Origin of the sequence: Paraburkholderia domus, assembly GCF_905220705.1 — a bacterium.
GTDB lineage: Bacteria > Pseudomonadota > Gammaproteobacteria > Burkholderiales > Burkholderiaceae > Paraburkholderia > Paraburkholderia domus.
In genome coordinates this window covers 613,601-629,492 of record NZ_CAJNAT010000001.1, presented here as the reverse complement: position 1 = coordinate 629,492, position 15,892 = coordinate 613,601, and the positions used below count along the sequence as shown (strand labels likewise).

General features: G+C 62.6%; 11 protein-coding genes. 5 read left to right on the top strand and 6 right to left on the bottom strand.

All coding sequences use genetic code 11. The features are described from left to right. The first annotated feature begins 428 nt into the window (after positions 1-428). Positions 429-2,780 (top strand): UvrD-helicase domain-containing protein, encoded by a 2,352-nt coding sequence (locus KHO31_RS02690; RefSeq protein ID WP_201071070.1) that lies wholly within the window; start codon positions 429-431, stop codon positions 2,778-2,780. Then, a complete protein-coding gene (locus KHO31_RS02685) occupies positions 2,777-3,553 on the top strand; it encodes a 5'-methylthioadenosine/adenosylhomocysteine nucleosidase (protein WP_201123043.1) in 777 nt (258 codons plus the stop codon). Before KHO31_RS02690 ends, KHO31_RS02685 begins: the two co-directional genes overlap by 4 nt. Here the strand turns inward: KHO31_RS02685 and KHO31_RS02680 are convergent. Together KHO31_RS02680 and KHO31_RS02675 are read right to left on the bottom strand one after the other, a co-directional pair. Further along, on the bottom strand, positions 3,550-5,439 hold the full coding sequence (locus KHO31_RS02680; RefSeq protein WP_201140877.1) for a propionate--CoA ligase: 1,890 nt from the start codon (positions 5,437-5,439) through the stop codon (positions 3,550-3,552). The two genes, KHO31_RS02685 and KHO31_RS02680, sit on opposite strands and share 4 nt — an antisense overlap. A gap of 229 nt (positions 5,440-5,668) precedes the next feature. Further along, positions 5,669-6,937 carry an MFS transporter gene (locus tag KHO31_RS02675; RefSeq protein ID WP_211622644.1) on the bottom strand — a complete coding sequence of 423 codons (1,269 nt, stop codon included), beginning with the start codon at positions 6,935-6,937 and terminating at the stop codon, positions 5,669-5,671. 511 nt (positions 6,938-7,448) lie between these two features. Here KHO31_RS02675 and KHO31_RS02670 point away from each other — a divergent pair. Continuing rightward, positions 7,449-9,128, top strand: coding sequence for a methyl-accepting chemotaxis protein (locus KHO31_RS02670; protein ID WP_201069884.1), 1,680 nt, complete (start codon positions 7,449-7,451; stop codon positions 9,126-9,128). 417 nt (positions 9,129-9,545) lie between these two features. On the opposite strand, the gene KHO31_RS02665 is transcribed toward KHO31_RS02670, so the two are convergent. The 4 genes from KHO31_RS02665 to KHO31_RS02650 are packed head-to-tail and all read right to left on the bottom strand — an operon-like array spanning position 9,546 to position 14,379. Next, on the bottom strand, positions 9,546-10,406 hold the full coding sequence (locus KHO31_RS02665) for an efflux RND transporter periplasmic adaptor subunit (protein WP_201069881.1): 861 nt from the start codon (positions 10,404-10,406) through the stop codon (positions 9,546-9,548). Between the two features lie 13 nt (positions 10,407-10,419). Beyond that, entirely contained in the window at positions 10,420-10,620 is a 201-nt protein-coding gene (locus KHO31_RS02660) for a DUF1656 domain-containing protein (protein WP_063496755.1), read from the bottom strand. Next, complete coding sequence (locus tag KHO31_RS02655) at positions 10,610-12,820, bottom strand: FUSC family protein (RefSeq protein WP_211622642.1); 2,211 nt, start codon at positions 12,818-12,820, stop codon at positions 10,610-10,612. Before KHO31_RS02655 ends, KHO31_RS02660 begins: the two co-directional genes overlap by 11 nt. 11 nt (positions 12,821-12,831) lie before the next feature. Then, the gene (locus KHO31_RS02650; protein WP_211622640.1) at positions 12,832-14,379 is read right to left on the bottom strand and encodes an efflux transporter outer membrane subunit; all 1,548 of its coding nucleotides are present in this window, start codon (positions 14,377-14,379) and stop codon (positions 12,832-12,834) included. Positions 14,380-14,533: 154 nt separating this feature from the next. Between KHO31_RS02650 and KHO31_RS02645 the strand changes: the two genes are divergently transcribed. Together KHO31_RS02645 and KHO31_RS02640 are read left to right on the top strand one after the other, a co-directional pair. Next, positions 14,534-15,472: a LysR family transcriptional regulator gene (locus tag KHO31_RS02645; protein ID WP_201069873.1), complete on the top strand. Its 939-nt coding sequence runs from the start codon at positions 14,534-14,536 to the stop codon at positions 15,470-15,472. Positions 15,473-15,690: 218 nt separating this feature from the next. Continuing rightward, on the top strand, positions 15,691-15,849 hold the full coding sequence (locus tag KHO31_RS02640) for a hypothetical protein (protein WP_201069870.1): 159 nt from the start codon (positions 15,691-15,693) through the stop codon (positions 15,847-15,849). Positions 15,850-15,892: the final 43 nt, after the last annotated feature.

The window sequence follows — 15,892 nt, the reverse complement described above, 5'->3', positions numbered from 1 at the left end:
GCCATCGCGATACCGCGCGTTTGGTGAACTACCGCTACGGCGCGCGCAGCGTCGCCGGAAGTATGACGGCCTGGTCACTGACGCCGAATGTGCGAGAGCTCAGATTCCAGATGCACCACTACCGCAACTGCGTGGGGGCCCCACTTAAGAATTAGCGGCTTGAGCCGCTTTCTTTGCTTATCTTTCTTTGCGGCGGCAAAGAAAGTAAGTGCCGCCCCGCACAGGGGCAACGCTAATAGACCACCAAGAAATCAAGGAAAGGCCAACACCGTAGGCACACAGAAAACCGCCTCCGAGCAGGCAAAACCCAAGCAAACCCCAGCGCCGCAGGCAAACAGACAAAAGCCGCCGCGCAGGCAAAAAAACCCAAAAAAACCCCAACCCCGGAGGGGCATATAATGTCGGACGCACTTGCCGCCTCCCAAAAAATGCCCGATCTGCTAGCCAATCTAAACCCCGAACAACACGCCGCCGTCACGCTCCCCAACGAGCCAGCGCTCATCCTTGCCGGCGCGGGCAGCGGCAAAACCCGCGTCCTAATCACGCGGATCGCGTGGCTCATCCAGCACGGTCTGGCGTCACCCGCCACCATCCTGGCGGTGACCTTCACCAATAAAGCCGCCCGCGAAATGATGTCGCGTCTTTCGGCGCTCTTGCCGATCGATACGCGAGGCATGTGGATCGGCACCTTCCACGGTCTGTGCAATCGCATGCTCCGCGCGCATCATCGCGACGCAGGCCTGCCCGCCACCTTCCAGATCCTCGACACCGCGGACCAGCTCTCCGCGATCAAGCGTCTGATGAAGGGCCTTAACATCGACGATGAAAAGTACCCGGCGAAAAATCTCCAGTACTTCATCAACAGTTCCAAAGAACAAGGCCTGCGGCCGAAAGACGTCGACGCCACCGACAACTTCAACCGCAAATTCGTCGAACTCTACGAAGCCTACGATCAGCAATGCCAGCGCGAAGGCGTCGTCGACTTTCCGGAACTGCTGCTGCGCTGCTTTGAACTGCTGGCGCACAATCCGCCGCTGCGCGCTCACTATCAGGCGCGCTTCAGGCACATTCTCGTCGACGAGTTCCAGGACACCAACAAGCTGCAATATGCGTGGCTGAAAATGCTGGCCGGGCAGACCAACTCGATCTTCGCGGTCGGCGACGACGACCAGTCGATCTACGCCTTCCGCGGGGCGAACGTCGGCAACATGCGCGACTTCGAACACGAGTTCAACGTCCGGCACATGATCAAGCTCGAGCAGAACTACCGCTCGCACGGCCATATCCTCGATGCGGCCAATCAGTTGATCGCCAATAATTCGCGGCGTCTGGGCAAGAATTTGCGCACCGACGCGGGTCATGGCGAACCGGTACGCGTCTACGAGTCCGCCACCGATACGCAGGAAGCCGGCTGGATCGTCGAGGAAATCAAGGCGCTGATCAGCACCGGCACGTCGCGCAGCGAAATCGCCATCCTGTATCGCAGCAACGCGCAGTCGCGCACGATCGAACATACGCTGGTCAATGCGGGCATCGCGTACCGGGTGTACGGCGGTCTGCGCTTTTTCGAGCGTCAGGAAGTCAAGCACGCACTCGCCTATCTGCGGCTGATCGACAATCCGAACGATGACACCGCGTTTGCTCGCGTCGTCAATTTCCCCACGCGCGGCATCGGCGCGCGCTCGATCGAGCAACTTGCCGACGCAGCGCGTCTGTACAACTGCTCGATGGCCGCGGCAATTCCGTATGTCGCGGGTAAGGCGGGATCGAGCCTCGCGAGCTTCGCGAACTTGATCGGCAAGATGCGCGCGGAAACACAGCAGATGAGTCTGCCGGAAACGGTCGAATACGTGGTTCGCACGAGCGGTCTCACGGAGTTCTATCAGAACGAGCGCGAAGGCCAGGACCGTCTGGAGAACTTGCAGGAACTGGTCAATGCGGCCGCCGCTTTCGTCAGCGAAGAAGGCTACGGCATGGATACGCCGGCACGCTCGATTCCGCTGCGTCCGGGCGCGACCGCGGCGCCCGAGTTGGCCGTCGCTACCGACGATCCGAATATCGTCGTGCTGGACGCGCCGGACATCGCCGATCCGGCGCAAAACCCGGACACGATGACGCCGCTCGCCGGTTTCCTGTCGCATGCATCGCTGGAAGCGGGCGACAACCAGGCGCAAGCCGGCCAGGAAGCCGTGCAGTTGATGACGGTGCACGCAGCCAAGGGTCTCGAGTTCACGGCGGTGTTCATTACGGGTCTGGAGGAAGGGCTGTTCCCGCACGAAAACAGCGCGATGGAATCGGACGGGCTGGAAGAAGAGCGCCGTCTGATGTACGTGGCGATCACGCGGGCCAAGGAGCGCTTGTATCTGTCGTTTGCGCAGAGCCGGATGCTGCATGGCCAGACACGCTACAACATCCGCTCGCGCTTCTTCGACGAACTGCCGCAGGAAACCCTCAAGTGGCTCACGCCGAAGGTCGAGGCGGGTGCGCGCTGGGGCGGCCGGTCGGATAACGCGGGCTATGGTCGTGACTGGTTCGCGCGACCGGGCTACACGGGCGCTTCGTCGTCGACTCCGGCGCCGTTGCCGGCCTTTGCGAACGAACAGCGCGCGGCCGAGACGGGTTTTCGCGTCGGCCAGCAGGTGTTCCACACCAAGTTTGGGGAGGGCACGATCACGGCGCTTGAAGGCGGCGGCACGGATGCCAAGGCCCAGGTCAAATTCAAGCGGCACGGCGAGAAGTGGCTGGCGCTTGCTGTAGCTAAATTGCAGGCGGTTGAATGAGCGCGCCGATCTCGCATCGCCCCCTCGGCGTTCTTGCGGCCTTGCCGCAAGAACTCGGTGATCTGATCGAAGCAATGCGCGCCGAATCCGGCGTACGCACGATCACCCATGGTCAGCGTGACTACCACCTCGGCACCGTGCACGGCGCGCCGTGCGTCGTGACACTGGCTCGCGTCGGCAAGGTCGCGGCCGCGGCGACTGTCAGCGCCTTGATCCATGCGTTCGATGTCGAGGCGGTCGTGTTCACCGGCGTCGCGGGTGGCGTGGGAGTTGAGGTGCGGGTCGGTGATATCGTCGTCGCCAACGTGCTGATGCAGCACGATCTCGACGCGTCGCCGTTGTTTCCGCGATTCGAGGTGCCGTTGCTCGGCGTGTCGCGTTTTACCGCCGATGAGGCGCTCGCCGATGAACTGGCCGCCGCATGCGAACGATTTGTCGTTGAAGAGGGCGCGGCGTCGGCGGCGCGCTTCGGCACGCGCGAGCCGCGCGTACACCGGGGCTTGATCATCAGCGGTGATCAGTTCGTCGCGAGTGCGACGGGCGTCCAAGCCTTGCGCGATGCACTGCCGGACGCGCTCGCGGTCGAGATGGAAGGCGCGGCGATCGCGCAGGTCTGTTACGAATACGGCGTGCCGTGTGCGGTGGTGCGCACCATCTCCGACACCGCCGACGATCACGCGCCGCAATCGTTCGTGTCGTTTCTCACGGAGATCGCCGGGACGTATTCGAATGCGATTCTGACGCGGTTTCTGGCGGCGCGCCGGGTGGCTTAACCCAGCGCCTCACGCACCTGCTGCAAAGCCGCCGGATCTTCGATAGTCGGCAAATCGCCCGGTTCGCGTCCTTCCGCGAGCGCTGCAATCGCGCGGCGCAGCAGCTTGCCGGAGCGCGTCTTCGGCAGCATCGATACCACCACTACACGCGCCGGGCGCGCAATCGCGCCGAGCTGGCGGTCGACCGTCGCGGTAAGTTCGGCTTCAAGCTTCGCCCGCGCCTTGTCGTCCGCATAGGCTTGCGCGTCGCGCAGCACAACGAAGGCCATTGCCGCCTGACCCTTCACCGCATCCGTTACGCCGACCACTGCCACTTCCGCGACCGCCGCGTGGCTCGACAACGCTTCCTCGATTTCGCGCGTGCCGAGCCGATGGCCGGCGACGTTGATCACGTCATCGGTGCGGCCGAGGATTGTCACGTAACCGTCTTCGTCCTGAATACCCCAGTCGAAGGTCGAGTAGGCCTGCTGGTTCGGAATGCTCGACCAGTAGGTGCTGACAAAGCGCTTGTCGTCGCCCCATACCGTCGACATGCAGCCCGGCGGCAGCGGATAACCCAGTGTGAGCACGCCTTTTTCGCCGGGCGGGCAGGGCTCGCCGGTCAGTTCGTTACGCAAGGTCAGACTGAAGCCGGCCGACGGCACACCCGGCGAGCCGAGCTTGGTGGGCAGCGCTTCGACGCCGCGCGGAATCGCCAGCATCGGCCAGCCGGTTTCGGTCTGCCAGTAGTTGTCGATCACGGGCTTGCCGAGCGCGTCAGCGATCCATGCGGCGGTGGGTTCGTCGAGCGGCTCGCCGGCGAGGAACAGCGCGCGCAGGCTCGATAGATCGGCTTTCTTCAGCAGCGCCGGGTCCTGTTTTTTCAGCACGCGCAACGCGGTCGGCGCGGTGAACATGAGATTGATCTTGTGCTGCTCGACGAGACGCCACCAGATGCCGCCGTCCGGGCGGATCGGCGTGCCTTCGTACATCACGGTCGTGAGCCCCGCGATCAGCGGCGCGTACACGATATAGCTATGGCCGACCACCCAGCCCACGTCCGATGCGGTGAACATCGTGTCGCCGGCGTTGCCTTGAAAGATGTGTTCCATCGATGCAGCCAGCGCCACCGCATAGCCGCCGACGTCCCGCTGCACGCCCTTCGGTTTGCCGGTCGTGCCCGAGGTGTACAGGACATACGAAGGCTCGTTCGATTCGAGCCACTCGCACGGCACGTGGGCATCGAAAAATTGCTCGCGCAGCGGCTCGTAGGCGACCAGATAGTTCGCGTTCAGCCGTGCGGGTGCGAGTTGCCGGTCGATCAGCAACACATGCGGTGTCTTGTGGGTCGCACGCGCGAGCGCTTCGTCCACCAGCGGCGTGTAGTCGATCACTTTTCCGCTGCGCGCTCCGGCATCGGCGGTGACGATCAACGCGGGTTTGGCGTCATCGATGCGAGCCGCCAGGTTGGGCGCCGCGAAGCCGCCGAACACCACCGAGTGAATCGCGCCGAGCCGTGCGCACGCCAGCATGGCGAACAGCGCCTCGGGGATCATCGGCAGATAGAGCAGCACGACGTCGCCGCGTTTCACGCCCAGAGAGCGCATCACCGCGGCCATCCGGTTGACTTCGGCGTACAGCTCGGCGTAGGTGTAGCGCCGCTCGATACCGGTTTCCGTCGAGACGTAGATCAGCGCGTTCTGCTGTGGACGCCCGGCCATATGCCGGTCCACTGCGTTGTGACACAGGTTCGTGCGGCCCCCGACGAACCAGCGCGCGAACGGTGGATTCGAGCGGTCGAGCACGGTATCGAAGGGCGTCTGCCAATGAATTCGCCGCGCCTCATCACGCCAGAATTCCTCGGGTTGCTCGATCGAGCGGCGGTGGAAGTCGCGGTAGCTTGTCATCGGCGGCGATCCTTCTGCTGCGTGAGTGAACGGATGTCGAGTTGTACGGCTGTTAGGCGCGGCGAGAGAGCAGTACAACCATCCGCACAAGCATAGTGCAGGCGCCGCCCCGCGGACAACGCGGGTTCACCATGAGGGGGCGGGCAGCCACAAGCAACCGTGACAATCCGCTGTCCAAAGAAAAAGGCGCCGTAGCGCCTTTTTCTTCATGCAACCAGACGCGACCTCATCATGCTTTCGCGCGCTTGCCTTCGACATTCGGCAGAAACACCGTCAGCACGCCGATCAGCGGCAGGAACGAGCAGACCTTATACACATAGGTGATGCTGGTGGCGTCGGCCAACTGCCCGAGCACCGCAGCGCCGATCCCGCCCATGCCGAAGGCGAAACCGAAGAAGAGGCCGGCGATCATCCCCACCTTGCCGGGAATCAGCTCCTGCGCATAGACGAGGATCGCCGAGAACGCCGAAGCCAGCACGATACCGATGATCACCGTCAGCACGCTGGTCCAGAACAGGTTGGCGTACGGCAGCAGCAGCGTGAACGGTGCGACGCCGAGGATCGACACCCAGATCACGTACTTGCGACCGATCTTGTCGCCGATCGGACCGCCGATCACCGTGCCCGCAGCAACCGCCGCGAGGAATACGAACAGGTGGACCTGCGCGGCCTGCACCGGCAGATGGAACTTGTCGATCAGATAGAAGGTGAAGTAGCTGTTGATGCTGGCGAGGTAGAAGTACTTCGAGAACACCAGCAGCATCAGCACGCCCATCGCGAACATGACCTGGTTGTGCGAGAGCGTTGCGTGACCGGTCTGGCTGCGCGTCTTCTTCACGGCGGGATGCTGCTTGTACCAGCGGCCGATCTGCGTGAGCACGACGATCGCGACGAGCGCCGCCACCGAGAACCACGCGATGCTGCGCTGGCCGTGCGGAATCACGATCAATGCGGCGAGCAACGGTCCGAGCGACGAACCCGCATTGCCGCCCACCTGGAACAGCGACTGCGCCAGACCGTGACGGCCGCCCGACGCCATCCGCGCCACCCGCGACGATTCCGGATGAAACACCGACGAGCCGCAGCCGACCAGCGCAGCCGCCACCAGCAGCACGCCGAAACTCGGCGCGACCGACATCAGCAGCAGCCCGGCGAGCGTGAAGCCCATGCCGACCGGCAGCGAATACGGCTTCGGATGCTTGTCGGTATAGCTGCCGACAAGCGGCTGCAGCAGCGACGCCGTGATCTGGTAGGTCAGCGTAATCAGGCCGATCTGTCCGAACGACAACGAAAAGTTGTCTTTCAGCATCGGGTAGATCGCCAGAATCAACGACTGGATCATGTCGTTGAGCAGATGCGAAAAGCTGATCGCGCCCAGCACGGAGTACACCGTGCGCTGGACTTTTGCGGCCGGCTGCGCGGCGGCCGCGGGCGCGGCAGGACTGGCGGGAGAGGCTGAGGCGCCGGCGAGGGCGCTTTTATCGAGGCTCGTTTCCATACGCTAGATGAGAGAGAAGAGAGGGGTGAAAGGTAAAGATCTCAAGCTGCCGGCGCGTCGTCATTTTTCATGTTCGCGTGCCTGTTCGGCTGGTGCGGCATTTCGACGCGGCGTTCGGCGTTGTCAGCTATTTGTCGAAGTTTAATGTGGCTTCCATGAAATGTAAGGACAAGTTTTGTCGCGAATCGGACACTTGCGGGTCTTGCCGGGCGCCACGGCTGCGCGGAAACCGGGCGTCGGGTGCACCGCGGTGGTGCTCGCGGCGAATGTGTTGCCATTACCACGCGTGGTTGGCAAGTCATCTGATAAATGCGGTTCGGGGATTTTTGGCCATGTATAAAACGGTCGCGGGCGAGAAGCTTACAAAGCGATTCGTCGAGGACCGGGCGCGACGGTCGGCATGACGTGAGTGGCGTTAAAGATCGCAGACGTTTATGCCGTAGACCCGGAGAGATAGGCATGAATGCCGGAACCGACCTTTCCGGCAGTTCGATACGTGGGGACGAGGAATATGAAAGCAGTTTCGCTGGGCGGCCAGACGGGCGCGGGGTTCGTACCGGAGGGGGAAGCGGCGGGCAAGCCGTCGCCATCGCGTGGACAGGGCAGCCGCTCGCGTGCCGTGCGGATCAAGGGCTTGTCGGTGAAGACGATGCTGCGCCTTGCGTTTGCCGTGTTGCTGATTGGCACGCTCGCGATCGGCGTTTTTTCGCTGACCCAGATCAGCCGCCTGAACGCCTCCACCCAATCGATTTACGACCAGGGCCACGTTGCCAGCCGCGCTGCCGAAGAAGCGCGCGGCCACATGTTGCGCGCGAGCCGCGCGCAAAAGATGTTGCTGACCGCAACGACCGCTAAGGAACGCGACGATCTCGGCGCTGACATCGACAAGGGTTTGAGCGGTCTCGCCACGGAACTGGGTACGTTGCAACAGTACGTCGACACATCCGACGCGAAGGCCGTCGACCAGCAGAAGAAATTTGCCGCTGCTGTCGCCGTGTGGAGCGGCCACTTGCGTGACTTCGTGACGCTTGTGAAAGCGCAGCCGCTCGATCTTTCGCAGATGAACTGGCAGGTCGGCACACAGGACGTTTCGCTGCTGGTCGAGACCGGCAAGCTGGAAAAGCTCGTTGACGAACTCGTTGCGCAGCGCGGTACTGCCGCGAAGGCGACCATCGAGGCGTCGGGTTTTATCTACCACTCGTCGTTCGTGATGATCGCGGTGATGACGATTGCATTGATCGCGCTGGCGTTCGGCATTAGCGAGTGGGTGGTGCGCCGCCTTGCCGGCCAGCTTGGCGGCGAGCCGGCGTACGCAAAGGAAATTGCCAGCCGGATCGCGGCGGGCGACCTGTCGAATCAGATTGCGTTGGGGCGCAAGGACAAGTCGAGTATGCTGTACGCGCTGCACGACATGCAAAGCGGCCTCGCCACGACGGTCTCCGACATCGCTTCAAGTGCGGACGCGATTGCGACGGCCTCGGGCGAAATCTCGATGGGCAATCTCGACTTGTCGCAGCGCACCGAGCAACAGGCGATGGCGCTTGAGCGGACCGCGAGCAGCATGGAGCAGTTGACCTCCACGGTTAGACAGAACGCCGACAACGCGAAGCAGGCGAGCACGCTGGCCAACAATGCTTCGGAGATCGCGGAGAAGGGTGGCGACGTGGTGAGCCGCGTGGTTGCGACGATGAACGAGATTAACGATAGCGCGCGGAGCATTGGCGACATCATCGGCGTGATCGAGGGGATTGCATTTCAGACCAACATTCTCGCGTTGAACGCAGCGGTTGAAGCAGCGCGAGCCGGCGAGGAAGGCCGTGGATTTTCGGTGGTTGCGGCCGAAGTGCGCAATCTTGCTCAGCGCAGCGCGGCTGCCGCCAAGGAGATCAAGGGTTTGATCAGCACGTCGGTGGAGCGAGTGAGCAACGGGTCGACACTGGCCCAAAACGCCGGTCAGACCATGGATGAAGTGGTCAGGGCGGTGAAGCGCGTGACCGACATCATGGGAGAGATTTCGGCGGCGTCGTCCGAGCAAAGCGCGGGGATTGAAGAGATCAACCTTGCGGTAACGCAGATGGATTCGGGCACGCAGCAGAACGCCGCGTTGGTGGAGCAGGCGACAGCGGCTGCGCGCTCGCTGGATGACCAGGCACGCGGCCTGAAGCAGATGGTCGGAAAATTCAGGCTATAAAACAGCGAAGCCCCGCAACTAAAAAATCGGGAATGACTCACCGCGACCGAAGCACCGCCTCGACGCGCGCAGCGCCGCCGAGGCGAAGCGATGGCCCCGCTTCGCCACCGAAGCCCCAGGTGTCCCTGGCAGACCCATCCGCGACGCACGCAGTGCGGAGTGGGAGCTGATGAGCGCTTTGTCACTAACGCCGAATGTGCGAGAGCTCAGATTCCAGATGCACCACTACCGCAACTGCGCGGGGGCCCCACTTAAGAATTAGCGGGTTGAGCCGCTTTCTTTGCTTATCTTTCTTTGCGGCGGCAAAGAAAGTAAGTGCCGCCCCGCACAGGGGCAACGCTAATAGACCACCAAGAAATCAAGGAAAGGCCAACGCCACAGCCAAACAACCAATCAAGCGCCGCGAAGGCCAACAACTTAGCTTGCCTTAACAACAACAGTACAAGTAATCCCAGCAGCCAACACAACCCCATCCGGCACAGAATCAATCTTGACCCGCACGGGCACCCGCTGCGCCAACCTCACCCAATTAAAAGTCGGATTCACATCAGCCAGCAGCTCGCGGCTTTCGGGATTATCCCGATCATAGATCCCGCGAGAGATGCTCTCGACATGCCCCTGCAGGGTGCCGCCACTCATCAGCCGAACTTCGGCTTTGTCGCCGATCCGAACATGAGGCAGCTTAGTCTCCTCAAAATACCCATAAACCCAGAACGAGTGGCTATCGACAATCGCCAGCTTGGCAGACCCAGCGGTAGCATAATCACCACGAAACACATTCAGGTTAGTGACATAACCATCAACCGGCGACACCACCCGAGTCCGCTCGAGGTTCAACTTCGCCGCATCAAGCGCGGCCAAAGCTTGCTGATAAGAAGCCTCAGCAGCAGAAGCAGTATGAGTCGCATTCTCGCGACTCTCCTTGGACACAACCAAAGCATCCATATCCGCCCGCCGCTGCGCATCATCCCGCTTCATCTGCAACTCGGCCTTGCGCGCAGCAACGGCAGCCTCCGCCTGCTCAACAGCAATCTGATAGTGCGACGGATCGATCTGCATCAACAGATCCCCCTTCTTCACCAGTTGATTGTCCTTAACAGGCAGATCGACAACCGCGCCAGAAACATCGGGCGCCACATTCACGATCTCAGCGCGCACGCGCCCATCACGTGTCCACGGTTCATCCATGTAATGAACCCACAACGCGCGCCCAATCAAAATCGCGACGATAAAAATAATGGCTGTCGCGACGAAGCCAACAAGATTTCGGATGGTCATGTTTCGACTCTGATCAACGATAAACGGCGAGACCGAGCACGCCGCACACACACACGAGCAAGCTGGCCCGGAACAAGGATGGATGCCACACCACGCGATACAAGCCCGTATAGGCAATCACGCGGTCCAACACCCAGGTAAGCGCGGCGCCCGCGATAAACAGCAGCACAATGGCCGGCACGTAGGCGTCGAAAACAGCGATATCACGTGGCATGACGAACTCCCTCTGACGCGTTGGCAGGTCCGCGCATCAGCGGTTCAAGCGGCGATTGCGGATCGAGCAGCGCGGTACGAATGAAATGCAGTTGACTCAGAATGCGTTGCAGTTGATGCCGCTCCTCGCGCGGTGGCGTGAAGGTGGTCAGCATCCGTTGAACGGCGGCGATGGCATCGACGGTTGCAGACAGCGCGCGGTCGAAGCGGTCCGCGCGCGGCCGTTCGAATAGCGCGGTCACTGCATCGCGCATTGCTCGCAATGTGATGCGCCATGGCATCGACTTCGCATAGCGCGCGTCGGCGGGCAACGCGGCCACTTCGCGGCGCAGGTCGATCATCGCGTTGCCCACTTCGAGCACCGAGAAGAGCCAGCGCAAGGTGTCGCGTTTGAGTTCGGGTTCGTTTTGCGCGAGCGCGTTGATCTGGAACATCAGATCGCGTGCGCCGCTCTCGAAGCGTGAACGCACCCGGCGCATGCCCACACGGCTCGCCAGCGCTACCTGGCGGCGCAGGTCCACCAGCAGGCGGTTGCGCAGCCACGGTGTCGAAGGCGGCAGCAGGACAGCAAAAGCAACCGACGACACCAGCATCGACAGCACCAGTGCAATCCCATCGTTAATGGTGCCGCTCGGGTCGTAGTGAATCAGGTTGTCCGGACCGGCGAGGAAACAGAAGAAGATGCAGTAGCCGACGCCGTAGCCGGCGAGCGCGGGCCTCGTTGTCATGAATACGCCGAGCAGCAGGAACGGCGTGAGCGCTGCGCACAGCAGCGGAAAGCCGTCGATGTGCGGATACACGCCGTACACTGCGATCATGCCCATCACCGCGGCGACCAGCGTGCCGCCTGCCATCTGGAACGCTGTGCGCTTCGGATTTGGCGACGACGATGCCAGCGCACAGGTGGCTGCCGCGGTGAGCACAAGCGTCGAGCCGCTCGGCCATGCGGTCGCGATCCAGAACGCGCCGAGCACCATCATCACGATGGCCGCGCGCAAGCCGGCGACACCGGCGGCGATCGCGTTGGTCTTCGGCTCGTAACGCTCGATCCAGCGCTCGCGTTCGTGCGTGTCGACGGCAAGCGAGGCATAGGTGGCCGCGTACGCGTGCAGATCGTCGATGAAGCGGTACAGCAGTTCGGCGCCGGTGTCGAAATCGAGCAGCGGTGCGTCCGGCTGCGTTTCCAGTGCGGCGCGTGTCGCGCGCACCCGCTTGGGCAGCTCGGCTTTATACGCATCGAGTTGGGCCGCGGCGTGGGCGGCATCGGCAGCGCTCAGCACGGGTTCACCCGACTTCGCCAGCAATGGGGCGATTTCCTTGAAGTACGGTTCCAGCGCTTCGATCGCGACGGTCGCGCCGCTCGTGTTCGTATCGCGCAGCCGGTTCATCAACTGATGCAAGGCGTGAAAGCGCGTCGACGCGGTCATGAACTCGCTGTTCAGCCGCGCCAGACGGCCGCCGCGCATCCGCGAATCGGGACCTTCGAACACGGCGACGCTGCGCGCCGCTTCGAATCCGACAATATCGGCGACAAAGCGTGCATTCGTCGCTTCGATCTGCGCGCGGTCGTTGCGGCCGGCCAGCGAGGTGGACACATACTCGACGAACGCCGAGAAACGCGCACGCACGGTGCCGCGCATCTGCAAGCCGGCGAATTGCGGAAGCACGAGGCCGCTGACTGCGCCCGCGCAGACAATGCCCACCACCACTTCGGCTACCCGCGTAAGCGCGCTCAGAAACGCGCCATCCGGGTGCTGCGAAGCGGGAATGCCGATCAATGCGGCGGTATAACCAGCCAGCACGAAACCGTACGACTTGAAGTTGCGATTGCGTGCGGCACCTGCCGTGCAGATGCCGACCCAGATCGCGGTCGTGACGATAAACAGTTCCGGCTGCTGCGCGAACAGGCCGATCAGCGCCAGCATCACGACAAGGCCGACCAGCGTGCCGCAGATCCGGTAGAAGCTCTTGGCGAACACCATGCCGCTTTGCGGCTGCATCACGATGAACACGGTAGTCATCGCGGTGCGCGGCTGCGGCAGGTCGAGTTTCATCGCAATGCCGAGCGCCAGAAAGCAGGCGGCGAGCGCTTTGAACAGGTAGACCCACGTAAGGCCGTCGGTGCGCGCCCAGTCGGCGGCGGCCGAGTAGAGCGCGGCAAACGATGCCGGGCGCGAGGAAGGCGAGGGGGAGGCGGACATGGTCGGCTTCCTTACTCGGCCGTGGACGCAGCCGCGGTGGCGTTCGAACCTGCCGACGTCTGGCTCTTGCCTTTGCCATGCGCCGGCAGCGTCTCATTCGCCTGAGGACCATTGGCCGGTTCATCGAGTCCACCGCCCAAAGCGGTGACCAGCGATGCATGCGCGGCCAGCCTCTCGGCCTGAATTTTCGCGACACCTTCCTGCGCGCGCAGCAACTGGCTTTGCGCGATCAGGACATTCAGATAGTCGGTCAAACCGCGCCGATACCCTTCACGCGCCAGATCGTAGTTCTTGCGAGCCGCTGCGACCGAGCGGTCGGCGTCTTGCGCCTGGGTGGCGAGCGAACGGATCCGGATCACCTGATCGGAGATGTCCTTCAGGGCGCCGACGATCGACTGGTTATAGCGATCGACCGCCTCGTCGTACCCAGCCGACGCCGCACCGAGCTGCGAGCGCAGACGTCCGCCGTCGAAGATCGGCAGCGACAGCGCCGGACCCGCGCTCCAGCTATGCGACGGGTCCTTGAGAAACTGGAACAGCGGCCCCATCGCGGCATATCCGCCGATCGACGCCAGCAGGTTGATGTCCGGATAGAAGTTGGCCTTGGCGACGTCGATGCCGCGCGCTTGCGCCGCTACCGTCCAGCGCGCCGCGACCACGTCCGGCCGATGGCCGATCAGATCCGCGGGCAGGGCGCTCGGCAGACCGGCGGGTGCGGTGTCGAGCGAGAGCGCCGGACGCTGGATCGCGTCACCCGCGCCCGGACCCTTGCCGGCCAGCGCGGCCATTTGATTGCGGCCAAGGGCGATCTTTTCCTCGAGCGCATCGATCTGGCGTTCGTATTCCGGCATCGGCGTTTCGGCCTGGCTCACTTCGAGCTGAGTGCCGATGCCGCCCTTCAGACGCCGGTTCGCCAGGTCGACGATCTGTTGCTGTTGCTGCAGCGTGGATTTGGCGATATCGAGCAGCGCGTAGTTCATCGACATCTCGATGTACGTGCGCACCACGTTGCCTTCCAGTTCGAGCTGGGCGGCGCGGAAGTCCGCCGCGCTTGCATGGGCAGCGTCGAGCGCGCGTTCGGCGGCGTTCTTGTCCTTGCCCCAGAGATCGAGGTTGTACGACAGACCCAGGGTGCCGGTGTTATTCCACGACTGCTCGCCCGCGAGCGGGCCCGGACCGTAGTAGACGTTGTCGGCCCATTTCTGACGCTGGATCGACAGGCTGCCGTTCACTTGGGGCGATAGCGCCGAACGGGCGACGCCCGCCATCGACACGGCTTCGCGCACGCGCGCCTGGGCGACAGCGAGACTCGGATTACCCGTCTGCGCGGCTTCGACCCATTCATTGAGCTGCGGATCGTTATACGCGCGCCACCAGTCGGCGGCGGGCCATTGGGCGTCCGCGTTGGCGGCCCGAATGGCGTTGCCTGCGTCGAGCGAGGCGGGTTCGATTCCGCGGTCTTGCGGCGCGATGCCTCCGGTACTGGCACAGCCGGCGATTGTTAATAGGATCGTAAGAACCGCGGCTGCGGCGATCCCTTTCTGTACCGGAGACTGCACGATTTCCTCCAAATTTGACTATAGAAGCATGTGCGTCATTATATTTTTTGATTGATTGGGGAATAACCGGTAAAGATGCAAGGCATTTTTACGCAATATGAGACAATCGCCTTTGCGAATCGTGTAACAATCGCTACCGATCTCTAGGAAAAGTATGGATACGCTTCAAAACATGCGCGTATTTGTCCGGGTCGTCGAAGCGGGCAGCTTTACGGGTGCCGCGCAGCACCTGAACACGACCACGGCATACGCGTCGCGCGCGGTTTCCGATCTGGAGGCGCATCTGCGCACGCGCCTCCTGAACCGCACTACGCGCCGTATTGCGCTCACCGAGGCGGGTGAGCGCTATCTGCAGCGCTGCGAACAGATCCTTGCTTACGTGGATCAGGCGGAAGCGGAGGCAGGCGACGCCCACGCGCGTCCGTCCGGCAAGCTCAAGGTCCACGCGATGACGAGCTTCGGCCAACACTATGTGGTGCCGGCGGTGGGCCGCTATCAGGAGCGCTATCCGGACGTGCATATCGAACTGACGCTCGCGCAGCGCATGCCTGATCTGCTCGACGAAGGTTTCGACGTGTCGCTGACACTGGCAACCGGCCTGCCGGATTCGGGGTTGGTGTCGCAGCGGCTGGGCAGCGCGTTCAGCATCGCGTGCGCGTCGCCGGCCTATCTGGAGCGGCACGGCGTGCCCCAAACGCCTTCTGACCTCGCGCGCCACACCTGTCTGCAAATGGTGACGCCGGTCTTCCCGACCGACAAATGGATCTTTGACGGCCCGAACGGTGAGGAAACCATCGTCCTCGGCCCGGCCACCTTCCAGGTGAATGTCGCCGAAGCGATGGCGGTCGCGGCGTGCAACGGCATGGGGGTCGGACTGATTCCGCTGTACTCGGCGATCAGGGGCTTACGTAGCGGTGAACTCGTGTGGTTGTTGCCGGAATACACATCGCAGGAAATGAATCTGTACGCGCTGTATCCGTCCCGGCAGTATCTGGACGCGAAAATTCGCACCTGGGTCGAATTCCTGCGCGACGAGCTGCCCGTCACGCTGGCCGTCGATCAGGAAGAATTGCGCAAGTTCGCGCGCGGCTGAAGCAGCGTCACGCCGCAGTTGACCATTGTTGACGGTTCCAGGCACGGGTGGGGTGACAGCCTGTTACATAAGTGCCGCGTCGCAACATTTCCTTACTTCTACGCCGCGGTCGATTTGCTAACGTGTGGTTCATGCGCTGCCGCATTCAGCCGGACGCGTTCAATTAGCCGCCGTTCGGCCAATCGCAACGACCGCAACAACTGAAGGACGAGGAATTCATGGATACGCATCTGATGATCGGCGTGGCCGTCATGTTGGGACTGATCGGAATCGCCGCATCGCGCGATTTGCTGCGCCGCCTGCGCGACCGGCAGCCGCAACTGGTGCCGATCAAGGTCGAGCGCCCTGATTTGCAGGAACAACGGCGCGAACGTTGAACCTTGGCCGCGGCGCCCGGTTATCGAGCGCCCGGTGATTGAG